Genomic DNA, 17533 nt, shown 5'->3' on the forward strand with positions numbered 1-17533 from the left:
GCAGCGCTCGGTACTGATTGCCGGCTAACCGTCGGAGAAGTTCTCCAACAACCACACCGTTCGCGCACGGATGTCGTCGGCGGTCACTTCGTCCCAGTCCGTGTGCACTGAACGGGCCGGATCCGGGTTCCTCGACGGTGGTGTTCACATTGGCTGAAAGTTTTCCTCTGTTCGAGCGGTGTGAACCTGCGGCCATCACGTCGTTGTCCGTGTTCTCGCTGGTCAGAGGAGGTGGAGCCTTCGGCCGGGGTCGAACCGGCGACCTTCCGCTTACGAGGCGGGTGCTCTGGCCTGCTGAGCTACGAAGGCGTGGCTCCTCGAGGAATCGAACCTCGGCCTCCTGGGTTTCGACCAGGCGCTCTTTCACTGAGCTAAAGGGCCGCTGAGGAACCAGGATTCGAACCTGGATCGCCGCGTCCAGAGCGCGGTGTGCTGCCGTTGCACCATTCCCCACCGATCACTCACCACTGTGCCGTGTGGGCTTTAATCTGGGCAACGCATTATTTTCCGGGTACCGGTCCGGCGAGGGCGAAGCTCAACTTCGATGTCGAATTCGGTAGACTGGGCCCGTGAGCACCGGGGGGCCGAGGGGTCGGGACGCGCAGCGCGGCGGTAATTCTTCTTGGGAGAGGGCCATCCATGTCTGAAACGAGCAACCGCAGGACCGCGCTGTCGAACGCCAGTCGAGGGCGGCGCGGCGGGGAGGGGAAGGAGAAGCGCCGCGGCACCGGCCGCACCAGCCGCGGCCGCCAGACCAGGGCCCAGCTCGTCGAGGCGGCCAAGGCGGTGTTCGAGCGGGACGGCTTCCTGCATGCGCGGATCGCCGACATCTGCGACGCGGCGGGGGTCTCCCACGGCTCCTTCTACACCTACTTCGTGTCCAAGGAGGAGATCTTCAAGGAGGTCGCCGACGCGGTCGAGCTCGATCTCCTCACGCTCGAGCCGGCTCCCGCCGACGCGGACCCCCTCCAGCGCATCCGCGCGGCGAACGAGCACTACCTGCGGGTGTACCGTGCCAACGCCAAGATCATGAAGGTGATCCACCAGGTGGCGACGATCGACGCCGAGGTGCGCGAGACGCGCCTGCAGCGCCAGGACGCCTTCGCGCGGGCCATCGAGCGCCGCATCCGCCAGCTGCAGGACGCCGAGCTCGCCGATCCGGAGGTGGACGCCGGGTACGCCGCCCACGCGCTCGGCGGCATGGTCGCGCACTTCGCCGATCATCTCTTCAACACCGGCAACACCGCCGGGTTCGACCTCGCCACCGCGACCGACCAGCTCACGCGCATCTGGACCAACGCGGTCGGCATCCGGGACGACGTAACTCGAAATTGACGTCAATATTGCGCGGCACTTATCGTGTCGGCATGCCATCACCGAAGCTCGGGCTGAGCCTCACGGGGTTCCAGAAGACGGGGCGTTCGCTCACGGCCACGGCCCAGCGGGCCGAGCAGCTGGGGTACGACTCGGTCTGGTCCGCCGAGGCATGGGGACACGACGCGTTCACGCCGCTGGCCCATGTCGCCGCCGTCACCAGCCGGCTGCGGCTCGGAACCGGCATCGCCCAGATGGCGGCGCGGACGCCGGCCGCGACGGCGATGACCGCGCTGACACTTCAGGAGCTGTCGGAAGGGCGCTTCACCCTCGGGCTGGGGGTGTCGGGGCCGCAGGTCATCGAAGGATGGCACGGGGTGCCGTACCACCCGCCCGTGCGGATGACGCGCGAGTACCTGACCGTGCTGCGCAAGGCGCTGGCCGGGTCCGAGCGGCTCGAGTTCTCCGGCTCGTTCTTCGAGATCCCCTACAGCGGGCCCGGCTCGACGGGGCAGGGGCGCCCGTTGCGGACGACCGTCCGGCCCGAGGCGGACACGCCCATCCTGGTGGCCGCCATGGGGCCCAAGAACGTGGCCATGGCGGTCGAGGAGGCCGACGGCCTGCTCCCCTACCTGTGGAGCCCCACCCGGTGGCAGGACACCTGGGGAGAGGCGCTCAAGAAGGCGCCCGAGGGATTCCAGGTGGCCCCCACCGTGCTCGCCTGCGTCGGGGACGACATCGCGGCCTGCCGGGACCGGGTGCGTCCCCGGATCGCGCTGCACATCGGCGGGATGGGCTCGCGGTCGAAGAACTTCTACGCCTCGCTGGTCTCGCGCTACGGCTACACCGAGGAGGTGCGGCGCATCCAGGACCTCTTCCTGGGCGGCGAGCGCGCCAAGGCCAGTGCCGCCGTTCCCGACGAGCTGGTGGACGATCTGGCGCTGGTGGGCCCGCCCGCCCGGATCAGGGACCAGCTCGCCGTGTGGCGGGAGGGTCCGGTCACCACGCTGATCGTCGAGCCCGCCGAGCCCGGGATGCTGGAGTCCGTCGCGAGCGTGTGGTGAGGCCGCGGGAACGGAGACCTGACTCATGACGACGCTCGGCGCCCCCGAGCTCCTCGCCGGCGGGTTCGTGTTCGCGGAGGGCCCTCGGTGGCGCGCCGGGGAGCTCTGGTTCTCGGACATGCACGGCGAGGCGGTCTACTCGACGACGTCGCGCGGCGAGACCACGCTCAGGCTGGAGATGCCGGGCGAGAAGCCGTCGGGCCTCGGTTTTCTCCCGGACGGTTCGGCGCTGATCGTGTCCATGGCGGAAAGGGCGCTGCTCCGGCTCGCCCCGGACGGGTCGCGCTCGGTCCACGCACGTCTGGGCGAGCTGGTCGCGGACGAACTGAACGACATGGTGGTGGCCGCCGACGGAACCGCGTACGTCGGCAGCTATCCGACCGAGCCCGACGCGGGGGTCCTCGTCCGGGTCGCCCCGGACGGTTCCGCGTCCATCGCGGCCGAGCGCCTGGACTTCCCGAACGGTTCGGCGCTCTCCCCGGACGGGCGGACCCTGATCGTGGCCGAGTCCAAGGGCAGGCGCTTCACCGCCTATGACGTCGACGGCCGCGACGGCCTCGTCCGGCGCCGCGTCGTGGCGACCACTCCGGACGCGGCGCCGGACGGCATGGCGCTCGACGCGGAGGGCGCCATCTGGGCCGCGTTCCCGCTCGCCCACGAGTTCCGGCGGATCCTGCCCGGCGGCGACGTCACCGACCGCGTCCACGTCGGCGACAGGATGGCCATCGCCTGCGTTCTGGGGGGCGATGACCGGCGGACGCTGTTCCTGCTGTCCGCGTCCGACTGGAACGCCGGGAACCTGGCGGGAGCGCGGACCTCCGTCATCGAGACGGTGCGCGTGAGCGTGGCCGGCGCCGGAGTGCCCTGACATGCTAGTATTCAAGCACTGTTGCATGAAACCATAGCAATGTGCCCTCGGCCAGGTCAGGGGCGCCCCAGGGGGCTGAAGCGTGCCCATCAACCCGTCGCCAGCCGTTCTCCGCGCGAGCCAGTTGCTGTGGCACCTGGCCCGGCGGCCGGCGGAGTCGTACTCGGTCTCCGAGCTCGCCAGGATCTCCGACATTCCGCGCGCGACGTGCGACTCCATCCTGCAGGCCCTCGCCGAGAGCGGCCTCGTCGTGCGCCGGGAGCCCGAACTCCGGTACGGGCTGGGCGGCTTCTGCATCGCGCTGGGCGACGCCGCCCGGCAGGCCAATCCGATCCTCAACGCCGCGAGTGAGGAGGCGGAAGAGCTGGCGCGCAGGCTGAACGCGTGCGTGGCGGTGTCGGCGCCGGTGGCCAACGAGACCCGCGTGATGGCGGTGTCGGACTGGGGCCCGCCGCTGGGGCTCCGCCCGCGTCCCGGCCAGTCCATGCCGCTCGTCCCGCCGTTCGGCGCCGTGTTCGTCGCGTGGGACGACGCCGACGCCGCCGCCTGGCTGGCCCACGCCGGCGAGAACCGGCCCGACGAGCATCCGGAACGGTGGCGGAAGGCGCTGGAGGCCATCCGCCGCCGGGGCTACAGCGTCTCGCTGACCCGTGACCGGGCCTCCGGCCCCGCGCCGGACTTCGACACGCTGCTCACCATGACGGACGCCGGGGACGCCCGGCGCCGCCGGGACGAGCTCGTCGGGCTGATGCAGCACACCGAGTACTTCGCCACGGCGATCGACGACGCGGCGACCGTCCGCCTGACGCAGATCTCGGCGCCGGTCTTCGACGCCACCGGGCGCGCTGCCGCGTCGCTGATGCTGCTGGGCCCCCAGCACGAGATCACCGGCGGGGAGCTGGAGGCCCTCGGCCGGCAGGTCCTCGAAGCCTCCCGGCGTGCCACCAAGGCCGCCGGCGGCGGCAGCGGCGCCTGACCCCGCGCCTAGGCCGACAGCAGGTCCAGCGTTCCGAGCTCGCGGATCGCGGCGCACGTGTGGGCGGCCATGGACAGGAACATGCGGTCGGAGTCGGCGGTGCGGGGGCCGCTCGCGCTGATGCAGCCGATCACGGTGATGAGCGGCCCCTGCAGCATCCCGCGCCGGTAGTCGTCGAAGCAGAGCTCGGCGGGGTAGTCCGCGACACCGTGGTGGACGAGCCGCTCGTGGTACGCGCCGACGAGCACCTCCTCGTGCGGCCGCCGGATCTCCGGGGGGAGCGCCGTGGAGAGGAAGTAGGCGAGGTCCCGGGCGGGGAATCCGGCCTCCAGGGTCTGCCAGTCGACCGCCAGCACGTCGTCCTCCGGGCCGAACATGAGGTTGTCGAGCCGGTAGTCGCCGTGGATCAGGGTGCGCCGGGTGAAGGTGTGCCGTCCCCAGTCGGCGACCGCGCCGGCCGTGCGGTGCAGCGTGTCGACGTCCTCCGGCGAGAGCTCGGCCCGGTACCGGTCGACGAAGGCGGCGGTGGCCTTGGCCAGCATCTTCGCCATGATCGCCATGCCGGACGCGTCGAGGCTCCGGAGCCAGGACGAGCCGTGGTCGAGGCGCTCGTCGTTCCAGAACGAGGCGTGCAGCCCGGCGAGGTTCCGGACGGCCGCGGTGGCCTGCGCCAGGGTGCACCCCTCCGTCTGGCGGCCCGGCAGCGCCGGGTGGGCGTCCTCAAGCACGAGGGTGAAGCTGCGGGCGTCGGGGCTCATCTCGGCGCTCCAGCAGCGGGGAACCCGGATCGCGGCGCTGGAGGCGAACGTCCTGTAGAAGCCGACCTCGCTCCGGTAGCCGGGCGCCAGCCGCTTCCTGACCTTCTCGGGCCCGGCGGCCATCTTGAGCACGACGGTCCGGGGGACGCGCGCGTCCGCTCCTCCGCGCTCGGGCCGGACGTCCAGGTGGAAGCGGTAGCTGGCGCCGGTCTGGCCGGTGCCGATCGGCTCGAACCGCAGCCGGGCGACCTCGACGTCGGCGCCACCCGCCCGCAGGACCTCGGTGAGCCAGGCGGGGGTCACCTCCGCCGGGTCGTCGACGAACGCCGTCATCGCATCCTGCCCGGGTTGGCCGGCAGCCTCTTCAGCGCGGCCGGGCGGATCTTCCCGTACTCGGCGACCACGCCGCCCAGTTCGTCCGGGGTGGCCCCGTGCATGATCACGCCGGTCACTCCGAGGTCGAACTGCCGCACCACCTCCTCGGCGCACCGGCGGGCGGTGCCGGTCGCGCTGGTCTCGAACCACTCCGGCGGGATCAGCGACGCGATGTGCTCGAGTTCCGCGGTGGTGGCCTTGGCGTCGATGGCGCCCCGGAACCCGCTGATCAGCGGGTCCGCCCGGAACCGTGCCAGTGCCGCGGGATCCCAGTCGTTGACGCGGACCATGAGGTCGCCGTAGCCCTGCAGGTAGGAGGCGAGCCGGCCGACCGTCTTCTTCAGCCGGCGCTCCTCCGGGATCTCGTCGGACACGGTCGCCAGGACCGACCAGACCCGGACCTCGGCGGGGTCGCGTCCCACGGAGGCGGCGCCGCGGGCGACGGCGGCCAGCGCCTTGGTCACGGCGGCGTCGGAGTAGAACGTGTGCAGGACGACCCCGTCCATGCACCGTCCGGCGAGTTCGAGCGAGCGCGGGCCGAGCGCGGCGAGCATCACCGGCACGTCCTCGTCGAAGTCGGGGTCCTGGTGAAGGTAGGGGTACGTGCCCGCCGGGCCGTCGTGCCGAAGCACCGCGTCGCCGCGCCAGAGCCTGCGCATCACCCCGACGAAGTCCTCGATCTGGTCGCTCGTGATGGGGTCGAGGCCGACCGCGCGGAAGAAGCGGTCGAAGCCGCGGCCGAGGCCGAGGGCGAACCGGCCGCCGGTGAGGCGGTGCATGGTGGTGGCGAACGTCGCGGTGACGATCGGGTGCCGGGTGTTGTGGTTGGTCGCGCCCGTGGCGATGCCGATCGACTCGCTGACCGCGCCGGCGGCGCCGGACAGGGTGGCGGCCTCTTTGGTGGCGAAGCGCTCGGAGATGAAGGTGGCGCCGATGCCCAGGCGCTCGGCGCGGCGCACTTCGCCGATGAGGTCGCGCGGGGTGTCGCTGTGGCCGGCCAGCGTGTAGAAGCCCAGTTCGGCGTACTGCTCGGCCGGCGGCGGGGCCTGGTCGTCGGGCATTGGCTGCATCTCCCGGTTCGGTGGCTACGGGCGGCGGGTGACGGCCCGGTGTTCGAGGGCGCCGCGTCCGCGGCTCATCGCGCGCCGCCGGGCGGCTCGGGCGAGGGCCGGGGGGCGCCCGGCGACGGCGCGGCCATCCGGTCCAGGTAGTCCTGGCGCAGGGGAAGCTTGTAGAGCTTGCCGGTGGGCAGCCGCGGGAGCTCCGCCCGGAAGTCGATGACCCGGGGCACCTTCGGCCCGGCCAGGCGTTGCCTGGCATAGGCCCGCAACTCCTCGGCCAGCCCGGGTGTCGGCTCCACCCCGTCGGCCGGCTGCACCACCGCGTGCACGTACTCGCCCATCTCGGCGTCCGGAAGGCCGAAGACCGCGACGTCGACCACGTCCGGATGCCCGACCAGGCACGACTCGACCTCGGCGGGGTAGACGTTCACCCCGCCGGTGATGATCGTGAACGCCCGCCGGTCGGTGAGGAAGAGGAAGCCGTCGTCGTCGACGTAGCCCAGGTCTCCCAGCGACGACCAGTTCTCGTGCGCGGGGTGGCGCGCGGACCGCGTCTTCTCGGGGTCGTTGTGGTAGTCGAAGACCGGCCTGTCCTGCTCGAAGTAGACCAGGCCGGTCGATCCGGCGGGCAGTTCGGCGCCGTCGGCCGCGCAGACGCGGATCCTGCCGGAGACCGCCCGGCCGACCGATCCGGGGCGCTCCAGCCACTGCGCGGAGTCGATCACGGTCATGCCGGCGCCCTCGGTGCCCGAATAGTATTCGGTGACGATGGGCCCGAGCCATTCGATGACCTGCCGCTTCACCTCGACCGGGCACGGGGCGCCCGCGTGCACGACGCGCCGCAGGCTGGACAGGTCGCAGGACCGCCGGACGTGCTCGGGAAGCTTGAGCAGCCGCACGAGCATGGTCGGGACGGCCTGCAGGTGCGTGACCCGCTCCCGTTCGATCAGTTCGAGCATCTCGCGGGCGTCGAACTTCTCCATGACGACGAGCGTGGCGCCCAGTTCGTGGACGCCCCTCGCCCAGCCGAGCGGGGCGGCGTGGTAGAGGGGCGCGGGGCAGAGGTACACCGACGTCTCGTCCATGCCCGCGACCTGGCGGCACATGGCGGCGCTGCGCGCTCCCGCGGGGTCGTCCACGTCGACCCCGGGCAGCGGGCGTTTGATGCCCTTGGGCCGGCCGGTGGTCCCCGAGGAGTAGAGCATGATGTCGCCGCGCGTCCGGTGGGGCGGGCTCCCCGCTGGCACGGTCTCCAGCGCGCTCTCGTACGACTCGAATCCCGCGGCCTCGCCGCCGATCACCAGCCGCGTCCCGCAGGCCGCGCCGCCGTCGCCGCGGACGGCCGCCGCCGCGGTCTCGGCGAGTTCGGCCGTCGTCACCAGCGCCGAAGCGCGCGAGTCGCGCAGCATGTAGGCGACCTCGTCCACGGTCGCGTAGCGGTTGATCGCCGTCAGGTACAGGCCCGAGCGCATGGCCGCCCACAGCACCTCGCAGTAGCGCGGGTGGTTCTCGGCCAGCACCGCGACGACGTCGCCGGTGCGCAGCCCGCGCGCGTGGAGCAGGCTCGCCAGCCGGGACGACCGGTCGTCCAGTTCCCGGTAGGTCACCCGCCGCCGGCCGCGGCCCATGACCACGGCCGGCTTGTCGGGGACGGTCAGCGCGTGGGTGCCGGGATGCACATGCCCTCCAGCCTCGGCGGTCGCTCTTCGGCGTGCGGACCGCGGTGGACGCACGAAGCGTATGTTGATGTCGATGTCGATATCAAGGGTAGGGATTCAGGCGTTCCGGGATTGACCGGGACGAGCGGTTCCAATAATTTCGACGTCGATATTGCTTTTCTTACCGTGGAGGGTGCGCGAATGGGGCCGACCGAGTCGGATGAGCTCCTGGTCACGCTCGACGCCGGGGTGCTGACCCTGGTGCTCGACAGGCCCGCGTCGCGCAACGCCCTGTCGCTCCGCATGCTCGACGCCCTGGCGGCGGCGCTCGACGACGGGCTGGAGCGCGAGGACGTCCGGGTGATCGTCCTGACCGGCGCCGGCAGCGCCTTCTGCGCGGGCGGCGACGTGGCGACGTTCGCCCGGGGCGAGAGCATCTTCGGCCCGATGGACGAGCCCGGACAGCGGCTGAAGCGGCAGACCGAGAGCCAGCGCGCGACCGTGGTGCGGCTGTGGGAGTCCCCCAAGCCCACCATCGCGCTCCTCAACGGGCCCGTCGTCGGCGCGGGCCTGGGTCTCGCCCTCGCGTGCGACCTCCGTATCGCGGCCGCGTCCGCGGTGCTGCGCACCGGCTTCGTCCGCGTCGGCCTCGCCGGGGACTTCGGCTGCTCCTGGCTGCTGACCCAGGCGGTCGGCGCGGCCAAGGCCAAGGAGCTGCTGTACCTCTCCGAGACCGTTCCGGCGGAGAGCGCGCGCGAGTTGGGCCTGGTCAACGAGGTCGTCGCGGACGAGCGGCTCACCGAGCGGGGCATGGCGATCGCCCGGCGGCTGGCGGAGGGTCCCGGAGAAGCGCTGGCGGCCGTGAAGGCGAACGTCGCGAACGCCCTGCGGAACGGCCTCGCCGAGTGCGCCGACGACGAGGTGCGCGCGCATGTCCGGCTGCTCGGATCGCGGTATCACCGCGACGCCGTCGCCGCGATGGCGCGGCGGCGCTCCACCTGACCCACGCGGCGCCCCGCCTGAAGGCACACGGCGCTCCACCTGAAGCCACGCGGCGTTCCAGCCGAAATCGTGCGGTTTCCCAGCCGGAGCCGTACGGCGTTCCGGCGTTCGCGCACGCTGCGCGCCCGCGGGCCGTCCCCCCGGAGACGAGCGGGCGCCCAGAGCCCCTTCGCCGTCTTGACTCGGCTTCAGCACTCCAGCATTATTTGATGTCGACGTCAAAATTGATCCCCGGACGGGCTCGGCCCGGCGGCCGGAAGGAGCGTGCGGCGGCCTCTGCTGGACGACACCTCGCGCCTGCCCGACCATCGCCTCTCACTCAGGAAACGACGCCATGGTTGCCCGCCCCCTCCGCTTCGTAGACCGGTGCGCGCACGGAGCGCACCGCCCCTCCGGTGCCCCGGCCGACGAACCGCTCCGCGACACGTTGAAGCAGCGGCTGGCGGTGGTCGCGCCGAACACCGCAGAGGCGGTGCGGTTCGTCGGCGGCTGGCTGTTCGACCAGGTGATGGAGGGGTGGGACGCCACCGTCTTCCGTGCGGACGAGGACGACGAACGCCCCCTGCAGATCATCGGGGCCCGCGGGGGCGCCCTGGAGCAGGCGATGGCCGCGCCGCCCCGCGGCGCGCGGCGACAGGCCATCGCGGTCCACACCGAGCTCTACCATCACGACCCGCGCATCCGGCGCATGGTGCTCGACGCCCTGGACCAGCGGTCCGCCGCCGTGAGCCTCTGGGGAGACCTGCGCACGGCGGGCGGCGCCGAGCCGCCCTGCTCGGTGCGCTACCGGCTGAGCGCGGCGGCCCGCGCGTTCAAGGCGCAGGCGCTGGCGGCCGCGGCCGTCGCCGTGGGCGCGGAGGACCCGGTCGAACGGTTCGTCCACATCGAGCCGCTGCGCTTCAACCCCATCTGAGGGGCCGGCGGGCCGCCGGGTCAGCGGGGCAGGCCGAGTCCCCGCTCGGCGATCACGTTCCGCTGGATCTCGTCGGTGCCCCCGCCGAGCCGCAGCCCCGGGGCGAACAGCAGCCGCTCGATCCACGGCGCCGCGTCGGGGTCGTCGGCCACCGTCGCCGCCGTGCCCAGGATCTCGGTGGCCGCACCGGCGGTGAGCCGGGCGTGCTCGGAGTAGAGCAGCTTGGTCACCGGCCCGGCCGCGGCGACCTGGTGGCCCGCCGCGATCCTCGACCGCAGCAGGTCCAGCACCCGCTCGCGGATCACGGCGGCGGCCAGCAGGTCCTGGACGGCGGTGTCGTCCGACCGCCCGAGCCGCCTGGCCAGCCCGACGAGCTGGGTGGCCGACCGCGCGCTCGTCCCGCCGCCGATGGCCGCCCGCTCGCTGGCGAGCATCGTCTTCAGCACGGCCCACCCCTCCCCCAGGCCGCCGATCAGCCCGCTCTCGGGCACGAAGGCGTCGTCGAGGAAGACCTCGTTGAAGTGGTAGCCGCCGGACATCTGGCGCAGCGGGCGGACGTCGACCCCGGGCTGCGCCATGTCGAGCACGAAGCACGACAGCCCGGCGCTGCGCTCCTCCCTGGTCCCGGTCCGGGCGATGAGGAGCGCGAACTGCGCGCTGCCCGCGTGGGAGGTCCACACCTTCTGCCCCGTGACCGACCAGCCGCCGTCCACCGCGCTCGCCCTGGTCTGCGCGCCGCCCAGGTCCGAGCCCGCCCCCGGCTCGGAGAGCAGCTGGCACCAGCCGTGCTCGCCCCGGAGGATGGGCGGGAGATGGGTGACCCGCTGCTCGTGCGTGCCGTGCGCGAACAGGACGGCCGGGACCATCTCCAGCGCGACGGCGAACATCTTGGTCGACACGCCCCACCTGGCCTGCTCTTCGGCGACGACCTCGTCCTGCCACGCGGGCGCTCCGCGGCCGCCGCACCCGGCCGGCCACGACCGGCCGGCCAGGCCGGCGTCGAACAGCCGGCGCTGCCATCGGCGCGTCACGGTCAGGGCGTGCCGCTCCTGCTCGTGGTACTCCTCCAGGGTGCGCGCGTTGACGACGTGCACGGCGGAGAAGTCCTCCGGCGACCCCTTCCGCGGCGCGTTGGCCTCGAACCAGGCGCGCACGTGGGCCTGGAACCCCTCCCGGTCGAGAGCGCTCTCGGGATCCGGAACCTGTGAGTCCGACATCGGGTCTTCGCCTCCATAGTTCTCGGCGCCCGCCATCGACGGCCTCCGGGCCGCCCGTGCGCGGGCAACATGCTAACTTCGATGTCAACTTCGATATTGCGATCCGACGCGGCGCGGACCCGCGCGGCGGATGGGAGGGCTTGATGGAGTTCGGTGTGCATCTGGGCGCGGTGAACCCGCGGCTGTGGGTGGAGGTGGCCGAGGAGGCGGATCGCCTGGGGTTCGAATCGCTGTGGGTCCCCGAGCACCTGGTCGTGCCGATCGCGTCGGCGGGGAGCCCGCACGAGGGCGCGGACCACCCGCCCATCCCGTCGGACATCCCGGTCTTCGACGCGATGGCGGTGCTGTGCCACCTGGCGGCGCGCACCACGCGGATCCGCCTGGGCACCTGCGTGTACAACATCGGCCTGCGGCACCCGTTCGTGACGGCCCGCGCGGCGGCCACGGTGGACGTGTTCTCCGGCGGGCGGCTGGCCTTCGGCATCGGCGCCAGCTGGCTGCGCGCCGAGTGGGAGGCGGCGGGACTGGACTTCGACCGCCGCGGCCCTCGGGTGGACGAGGCCATCGACGTCTGCCGCCGCCTGTGGAGCGACGAGAAGGTCATCGAGCACCACGGCGAGTTCTTCGACTTCGGCCCCACCGCGTTCGAGCCCAAGCCCGTCCAGCGGCCCGGCCCCGCGCTGCACATCGGCGGCGACGGAGCAGCCGCCCTGCGCAGGGCGGCCACCGTCGGCGCCGGCTGGATGCCGATGAACCACTCCCTGGAGGAACTCCCCCGTTCCCTGGACCGGCTGAAGGAACTCGCGCAGCGCGAAGGACGCACCACCCCGATCGAGGTCACGCTGCCCGGCCTGCCCGGCGCGACGCTCAACCACCAGGAAGACCTCGAGCCCTATACCAAGGCCGGCGTCACGCGCCTCATCGTCGCGCCCTGGACCCGTTCCCGCGAAGCGCTGGACGGGCTGCGCCGCTTCGCCGGCGAGTTCCTCGAGCCCGCCCAGGTCTCCGGCTGAGGCGGGACCGGAACCGGAGCGGGCTCCTCGCGACGCCGGAGCCCCGGTGGCCGCCAGAGCGGCCGCCGGGGCGCGGCGGGTGCCCGGTGTCACTCGGCGTCACGCGTCCGGGCGGGCGAGCAGCCGCTGGACGAGTCGCCGCCGGTGGTCGGCCGCGTGCCCGAAGAGCACCTGCGAGCTGTGCGCGCGCTTGAGGTAGAGATGCGCCGGGTGCTCCCAGGTGACCCCGATCCCGCCGTGGATGTGGACGTTCTCGGCCGCAGCGCCGACGAAGGCGTCACCGCAGCAGGACTTGGCCAGGTCCGCCGCCTCCGGGAGGTCGGGCGGGCTCCCGGCCGCGGCCCACATGCCGTGGTAGGCGGCCGAGCGCGCGGACTCGACGCCGATGTGCATGTCGGCGAGCTTGTGCTTGACGGCCTGGAAGGAGCCGATGGGCCGGCCGAACTGCACGCGGGTCTTGGCGTACTCGACGGCCATCTCGAGCACCCGCGCCGCCCCGCCGGCCTGTTCGGCGGCCACGGCCACGGCGGCGAGGTCGAGGACGCGCTCCAGTACCGGCCAGGCCCTTCCCTCCTCGCCGACCAGGCGGGCCGGGGTCGAGTCGAAGGTAATGGCGGCCTGCTTGCGCGTCTGGTCGAGGGTGGCCTGCGGCTCGCGGCGCACGCCGGGCGCTTCGCCGTCGACCGCGAACACGCTGATCCCCGCGTCCGTCCGGGCGGCGACGAGGAGGAGCGAGGCCGTGCCGCCGTCGAGCACGAAGCTCTTCGTGCCGTCCAGCGTCCATCCCCGCGTGCCCCGGACGGCGGTCGCGGTGACGCCGCCGGCGTCCCAGCGGCCGGACGGCTCGGTCAGCGCGAGCGTGGCGACGGTCGAGCCGGCGGCGATGCCCGGCAGGTACTCGCGGCACGCCTCCTCGTCGTCCAGGCCGAGCAGGGTCGACGCCGCCAGGACGACGGTCGACAGGACGGGCGCGCACAGCAGCGCGCGCCCCGCCTCCTCCAGGAGGATCCCCACTTCGACAAACCCGCAGCCGGCGCCGCCGTACTCCTCCGGCACGGCCAGCCCGGCGAGTCCGAGCTCGCCGGCGAGCCGCCGCCAGACGTCGGGGTCGAAGCCCTCCTCGGTGTCCATGAGCCGCCTGACCTCGGCCTCGGGCGAGGTCTTGTCGAAAAAGTCGCGCACCGTCCGGCGGAGCTCGTCCTGCTCCTGCGTGAACGCGAGATTCACGGGGTCTCCCGCCCGCCCGCGGCCCCGGCCCCGTCCAGGCCGAGCACCCGGAGGGCGTTGTTCCGCAGGAAGTTCGGCCACACGTGGTCCTTCAGGGGCACCTGGGCGAGTTCCGTCATGATGCGGTCCAGGGTCAGGCCCATCGGGAAGTAGCCGCCGTAGATGATCTTGTCCGCGCCGCGGGTGTTGGCGTAGTCGATGATCTCCGCGGGGTAGTAGCGCGGCGCGAAGGCGCTGGTGGAGTAGTACAGGTTCGGCCACTTGAGCATGAGCTTGACGGCCAGGTCGGTCCAGGGCTCCGCGCCGTGGCGCATGACGAACACCAGTTCCGGGAAGTCGTACATGACCTGGTCGATGAGCTCGACGCGCTGGACCATGGAGGGCACCCGCGGACCCGCGATGCCGACCGTCACGAAGACGGGGATGCCCAGCTCGACGCACTTGGCATAGACGGGGTACATCTGCGGCGCGTCGATGGCGAGCTGCGGCAGCAGACCGTGCGGGTAGAGCGACGCCGCCCGCACACCCCACTTCTCGTGGGCGCGCACCAGGTCGCGGATGCCGTCCATGCCCCGGTTGGGGTCGCAGCTCCAGGAGCCGACGAACCGGTCCGGGTGCTCGGCGAGCGCGCGCCCGGCCAGCTCCTCGTTCGCGCTCACGCTGACCAGGCCGACGTCGACGCCGTGCCGGTCCATCTCGCCGAGGACCAGCGCGACCGGGTCCACGTCGCCGTCGGCGTGACCGGCGGGGATGTCGTGGAACATGTACTGCGCCGGCATCTCGAACTCGTCGCGGGACTGCCGGTCGCGGAGCACCGTCCGGATCTGCCGGTACAGCGCCGCGGGGTCCTGGGGGAAGCCGATCATCGTGTCGACCACCCCGACCCCGAACGGCCGGGGCCGGTCGGACGCGGCGGGCGGGTCCGTCGGGAACTGTGAGGCCACCTCAACGCCTTTCGTGGTACCGCTGCACTGACACCGCACCTCCGGCCGGAACGGAGGGTGACGTCCGCGCCGCCGCCGGGGGTGGTCGCCGGCCGGACGGCTACGACGATAGCCCCGGGAGGCGATCGATGTCGACATCGATATTGACGATGCGCCGGATTCCACGGACACTGGAGCCCGCCGGCTGGGGCTCGCCCCTCATCCGGACCAGGATGCTGAGCGGGTGCTCCTGGGCGCGCGAAAGGCGAGGCGGCCTTCCAGGCATCTCCTCCGCGTTCTATGACACTCGAATCCCACCCCCCGAAGAGGTGTCATGTCTTCACCGAACGAGCAACTCCTCCCGGTCCCCCGCACCATGGACGACCTCCTGTCGCCGGCGTGGCTCAACCGGGCGCTCGCCGGCCGGTTCCCCGGCATCGACATCACCCGGGTCACGCCCGGCCCCGTGGTGAGCCGGGTGTCGACCAACGCCCGCTTCCACATCGAGAGCGCGAACGGCCTCCCTCCGGGCCTGTCGCCGAACCTGTGCGGCAAGGGCTACTTCTCCGACGCCGGCTGGTCGGCCCGCCAGGCGGGGGTCTTCGAGGTGTCCTTCTACCGGCACCTGGCGGAGGCCAGCGGCGTCCGCACCCTGCGCAGCGTGTACGCCGACATCGACGCGGAGACCCAGCACGGCGTGGTCATCACCGAGGACGTCGTGGCCCAGGGCGCCACGTTCCTCGACGCCACCAGCGAGTACACGCCGGAACTGGCGGCGGAGAGCCTCGCCGAACTCGCCCGGCTGCACTCCGCGACGTGGGGCGACCCGGCCGTCGCCGAGGCCGGGTGGCTGGAGTCGCGGCTGGACTCCTACATGGGGCAGCGGGGCCTCAAGGAGATCCGCGGCAACTTCGAGAGCGAGATCGGCGCGGGCGTCCCGGAGGAGGTCCGCGACGCCGAGCGGCTCGTCGCGGCCTACAAGGCGCTGGCCGAGCAGACCCGCGGCGCGTCGCCCTGGTCGGTGATCCACGGCGACGCCCATGTCGGCAACCTCTACCTCGACGGCGACGGGCGGCCGTCCTTCCTGGACTGGCAGCTGGTGCAGCGCGGGCCGTGGTACATCGACGTCGGCTACCACCTCGCCTCCGCGCTCACCGTGGAGGACCGCCGCGCGAACGAGAAGGACCTGGTGCGCCACTACCTCGACCGGCTCACCGCGGGCGGCGTCGAGGCCCCGTCCTGGGACGAGGCGTGGCTGGGCATCCGCCGCGGCATCGTCCACGGCTTCTACCTGTGGGGCATCACCCTGAAGGTCGCCCCGGAGGTGACGAGCGTGCTCCAGCACCGGCTCGGAACCGCCGCCGCCGACCACGACGCCTTCGCCGCGGTGGGGGCGTGAGATCCCCCGCCTCTGGCGTACGGCCGGCGGCGGCGCGGCCGGCCCGCGGCGGGTCTTGACACCCCGCCGGGCTCTGCCAGAGCATCGAACTCGACATCGAACTTGATAATCTTCACGAAGAAAGAGGGCCATGACGACGGTCGGTGAACTGCTGCGGGAGCGGGCGGAGGGCGACGGCGACGCGCTGCTGATCGGCGACGACCGGTGGACCTACCGGCAGCTGCTGGAGGAGTCGGCCCGGCGGGCGGCGCTGTTCGAGGAGATGCGCGAGCAGGGGCGGCCGCCGCACATCGGCGTCCTCCTGGACAACGTGCCCGACTACGTGTTCTGGCTGGGCGCGGCGGCGCTCTCGGGCGGCGTGGTCGTCGGCGTCAACGCGACCTACCGGGGCGACCAGCTCGCGCAGCTGGTGCGGCACACCGACTGCGGGCTGATCGTCACCTCCTCCGGCCACCGGCCGCTGCTCGACGGCGCCGACACCGGACTGGGCGCCGACTGCGTCCTCCTCGTCGACGACCCCGAGTACGCCGCGCGGATCGCCGGCCACTCCCCCGAGCCGCCCGACCGGCGGGTCCGGGACGACGACCTGCTCCTGCTGATCTTCACCTCCGGCTCGACCGGGCTGCCCAAGGCGGTGCGCTGCACCCAGGGCCGGCTCGCCCGCACCGGCGCCCACGTCGCCAAGATCGCCGAGCTCGGCGCGGAGGACACCGTCTACTCCCCGCTGCCGCTCTTCCACTCCAGCTCGCTGTTCACCGGCTGGTCGTCCACGCTGAACGCGGGGATCCCGTTCGCGACCCGGCCCAGGTTCTCCGCGTCCAACACCCTGCCGGACCTGCGCCGCCACGGCGCGACCATGCTCACCTACACCGGCAAGGTCCTGAACTACATCCTCGCCACCCCCGAGCGGCCCGACGACGCCGACAGCCGGCTGCGGCTGGCCGTCGGGAACGAGGCCTCGGCCCGCGACATCCGCGAGTTCGCCCGCCGGTTCGGCTGCAACGTCCGCGACAGCTACGGCTCCACCGAGGGCATCATCATCGTCCGGCGCGACCCCACGATGCCCGAGGGCGCCCTCGGCACCGCCGACCCGACGGTCAAGGTGCTCGACCCGGGGACCGGAAAGGAGTGCCCGCCGGCGCGGTTCGGCCCCGACGGGCGCCCCCGCAACCTCGACGAGGCCGTCGGCGAGATCGTGGAGACCGCGCCCGGCGCCGGCTTCGAGGGCTACTACAAGAACGAGGAGGCGACGCGGAGCCGGTTCCGCGACGGCGCCTACTGGTCCGGGGACCTCGCCTACCGCGACGCCGACGGCTGGCTCTACTTCGCCGGACGGTCGAACGAATGGCTGCGCGTCGACGGCGAGAACTTCGCGGCCGCGCCCGTCGAGGCCATCATCGCCCGCCATCCCGACGTCCGCTCCGTCGCCGTCTACGCCGTCCCCGACGACCCGGTCGGCGACCGGGTCATGGTGGCCCTGGAACTGCGCGGCGACGCCGGGTTCGAGCCGGAGGCGTTCGACGCGTTCCTCGCCGGGCAGCCCGACCTCGGCACCAAGTGGCTGCCGGCCTTCGTCCGCGTCACCGCCGAGCTCCCCAAGCTCGCCAGCATGAAGATCGACAAGATGCGGTTGCGGCGCGAGGCCTGGCGCTCGGACGGAGTCGTCTGGCGCCCGGCGAAGGGGCAGCCCCTGCGGCCGCTGTCCGACGCCGACCGGGACAGGCTCGCCCCCCTCCTCCCCTGAGCGGAGACGCCAACGGGCAGG

15 protein-coding genes and 3 tRNA genes are annotated in these 17533 nt (G+C 72.6%); 9 read left to right on the forward strand and 9 right to left on the reverse strand.

What is annotated here, in order from left to right; genetic code table 11:
• Positions 1-232 precede the first annotated feature (232 nt).
• From ACZ466_RS52740 to ACZ466_RS52750, 3 genes are all read right to left on the reverse strand, one after another.
• A tRNA-Thr gene (locus tag ACZ466_RS52740) sits at positions 233-309 on the reverse strand.
• Position 310: 1 nt separating this feature from the next.
• Positions 311-381, reverse strand: a tRNA-Phe gene (locus tag ACZ466_RS52745).
• A 1-nt stretch (position 382) separates the two neighbouring features.
• Positions 383-453, reverse strand: a tRNA-Gln gene (locus ACZ466_RS52750).
• A gap of 186 nt (positions 454-639) precedes the next feature.
• On the opposite strand from ACZ466_RS52750, the gene ACZ466_RS52755 reads away from it, so the two are divergent.
• The 4 genes from ACZ466_RS52755 (at position 640) to ACZ466_RS52770 (ending at position 4222) form a co-directional block, all read left to right on the forward strand.
• Positions 640-1335, forward strand: coding sequence for a TetR/AcrR family transcriptional regulator (locus ACZ466_RS52755; RefSeq protein WP_378283974.1), 696 nt, complete (start codon positions 640-642; stop codon positions 1333-1335).
• 32 nt (positions 1336-1367) lie between these two features.
• Positions 1368-2378: an LLM class F420-dependent oxidoreductase gene (locus ACZ466_RS52760; protein WP_378283975.1), complete on the forward strand. Its 1011-nt coding sequence runs from the start codon at positions 1368-1370 to the stop codon at positions 2376-2378.
• A 25-nt stretch (positions 2379-2403) separates the two neighbouring features.
• Positions 2404-3246 carry an SMP-30/gluconolactonase/LRE family protein gene (locus tag ACZ466_RS52765; protein ID WP_378283976.1) on the forward strand — a complete coding sequence of 281 codons (843 nt, stop codon included), beginning with the start codon at positions 2404-2406 and terminating at the stop codon, positions 3244-3246.
• Positions 3247-3328: 82 nt separating this feature from the next.
• On the forward strand, positions 3329-4222 hold the full coding sequence (locus tag ACZ466_RS52770; RefSeq protein ID WP_378283977.1) for a helix-turn-helix domain-containing protein: 894 nt from the start codon (positions 3329-3331) through the stop codon (positions 4220-4222).
• An 8-nt stretch (positions 4223-4230) separates the two neighbouring features.
• Here the strand turns inward: ACZ466_RS52770 and ACZ466_RS52775 are convergent, their stop codons facing one another.
• The 3 genes from ACZ466_RS52775 to ACZ466_RS52785 all read right to left on the reverse strand — a co-directional run bounded on the left by ACZ466_RS52775 (position 4231) and on the right by ACZ466_RS52785 (position 8095).
• Entirely contained in the window at positions 4231-5313 is a 1083-nt protein-coding gene (locus tag ACZ466_RS52775) for a phosphotransferase (protein ID WP_378283978.1), read from the reverse strand.
• Positions 5310-6416 carry a TIGR03857 family LLM class F420-dependent oxidoreductase gene (locus ACZ466_RS52780; protein ID WP_378283979.1) on the reverse strand — a complete coding sequence of 369 codons (1107 nt, stop codon included), beginning with the start codon at positions 6414-6416 and terminating at the stop codon, positions 5310-5312. The genes ACZ466_RS52775 and ACZ466_RS52780 overlap by 4 nt, the downstream gene beginning before the upstream one ends.
• Positions 6417-6490: 74 nt before the next feature.
• The gene (locus tag ACZ466_RS52785) at positions 6491-8095 is read right to left on the reverse strand and encodes an acyl-CoA synthetase (protein WP_378283980.1); all 1605 of its coding nucleotides are present in this window, start codon (positions 8093-8095) and stop codon (positions 6491-6493) included.
• Positions 8096-8275: 180 nt separating this feature from the next.
• On the opposite strand from ACZ466_RS52785, the gene ACZ466_RS52790 reads away from it, so the two are divergent.
• Together ACZ466_RS52790 and ACZ466_RS52795 are read left to right on the forward strand one after the other, a co-directional pair.
• A complete protein-coding gene (locus ACZ466_RS52790) occupies positions 8276-9076 on the forward strand; it encodes an enoyl-CoA hydratase/isomerase family protein (protein ID WP_378283981.1) in 801 nt (266 codons plus the stop codon).
• 334 nt (positions 9077-9410) lie between these two features.
• Positions 9411-9989, forward strand: a complete 579-nt coding sequence (locus ACZ466_RS52795; RefSeq protein WP_378283982.1) for a hypothetical protein — start codon at positions 9411-9413, stop codon at positions 9987-9989.
• 20 nt (positions 9990-10009) lie between these two features.
• Here ACZ466_RS52795 and ACZ466_RS52800 read toward each other — a convergent pair whose 3' ends face one another.
• Positions 10010-11206, reverse strand: a complete 1197-nt coding sequence (locus ACZ466_RS52800) for an acyl-CoA dehydrogenase family protein (protein ID WP_378283983.1) — start codon at positions 11204-11206, stop codon at positions 10010-10012.
• 143 nt (positions 11207-11349) lie between these two features.
• Between ACZ466_RS52800 and ACZ466_RS52805 the strand changes: the two genes are divergently transcribed.
• Complete coding sequence (locus ACZ466_RS52805; protein WP_378283984.1) at positions 11350-12219, forward strand: LLM class F420-dependent oxidoreductase; 870 nt, start codon at positions 11350-11352, stop codon at positions 12217-12219.
• Between the two features lie 99 nt (positions 12220-12318).
• Here the strand turns inward: ACZ466_RS52805 and ACZ466_RS52810 are convergent, their stop codons facing one another.
• On the reverse strand, positions 12319-13446 hold the full coding sequence (locus ACZ466_RS52810; RefSeq protein ID WP_378283985.1) for an acyl-CoA dehydrogenase family protein: 1128 nt from the start codon (positions 13444-13446) through the stop codon (positions 12319-12321).
• The gene (locus ACZ466_RS52815) at positions 13443-14390 is read right to left on the reverse strand and encodes an amidohydrolase family protein (RefSeq protein ID WP_378283986.1); all 948 of its coding nucleotides are present in this window, start codon (positions 14388-14390) and stop codon (positions 13443-13445) included. The genes ACZ466_RS52810 and ACZ466_RS52815 overlap by 4 nt, the downstream gene beginning before the upstream one ends.
• A gap of 313 nt (positions 14391-14703) precedes the next feature.
• On the opposite strand from ACZ466_RS52815, the gene ACZ466_RS52820 reads away from it, so the two are divergent.
• Complete coding sequence (locus ACZ466_RS52820) at positions 14704-15768, forward strand: aminoglycoside phosphotransferase family protein (protein ID WP_378283987.1); 1065 nt, start codon at positions 14704-14706, stop codon at positions 15766-15768.
• A 130-nt stretch (positions 15769-15898) separates the two neighbouring features.
• Positions 15899-17512, forward strand: coding sequence for an AMP-binding protein (locus tag ACZ466_RS52825; RefSeq protein WP_378283988.1), 1614 nt, complete (start codon positions 15899-15901; stop codon positions 17510-17512).
• Positions 17513-17533: the final 21 nt, after the last annotated feature.

Source organism: Actinomadura rugatobispora (assembly GCF_055379765.1).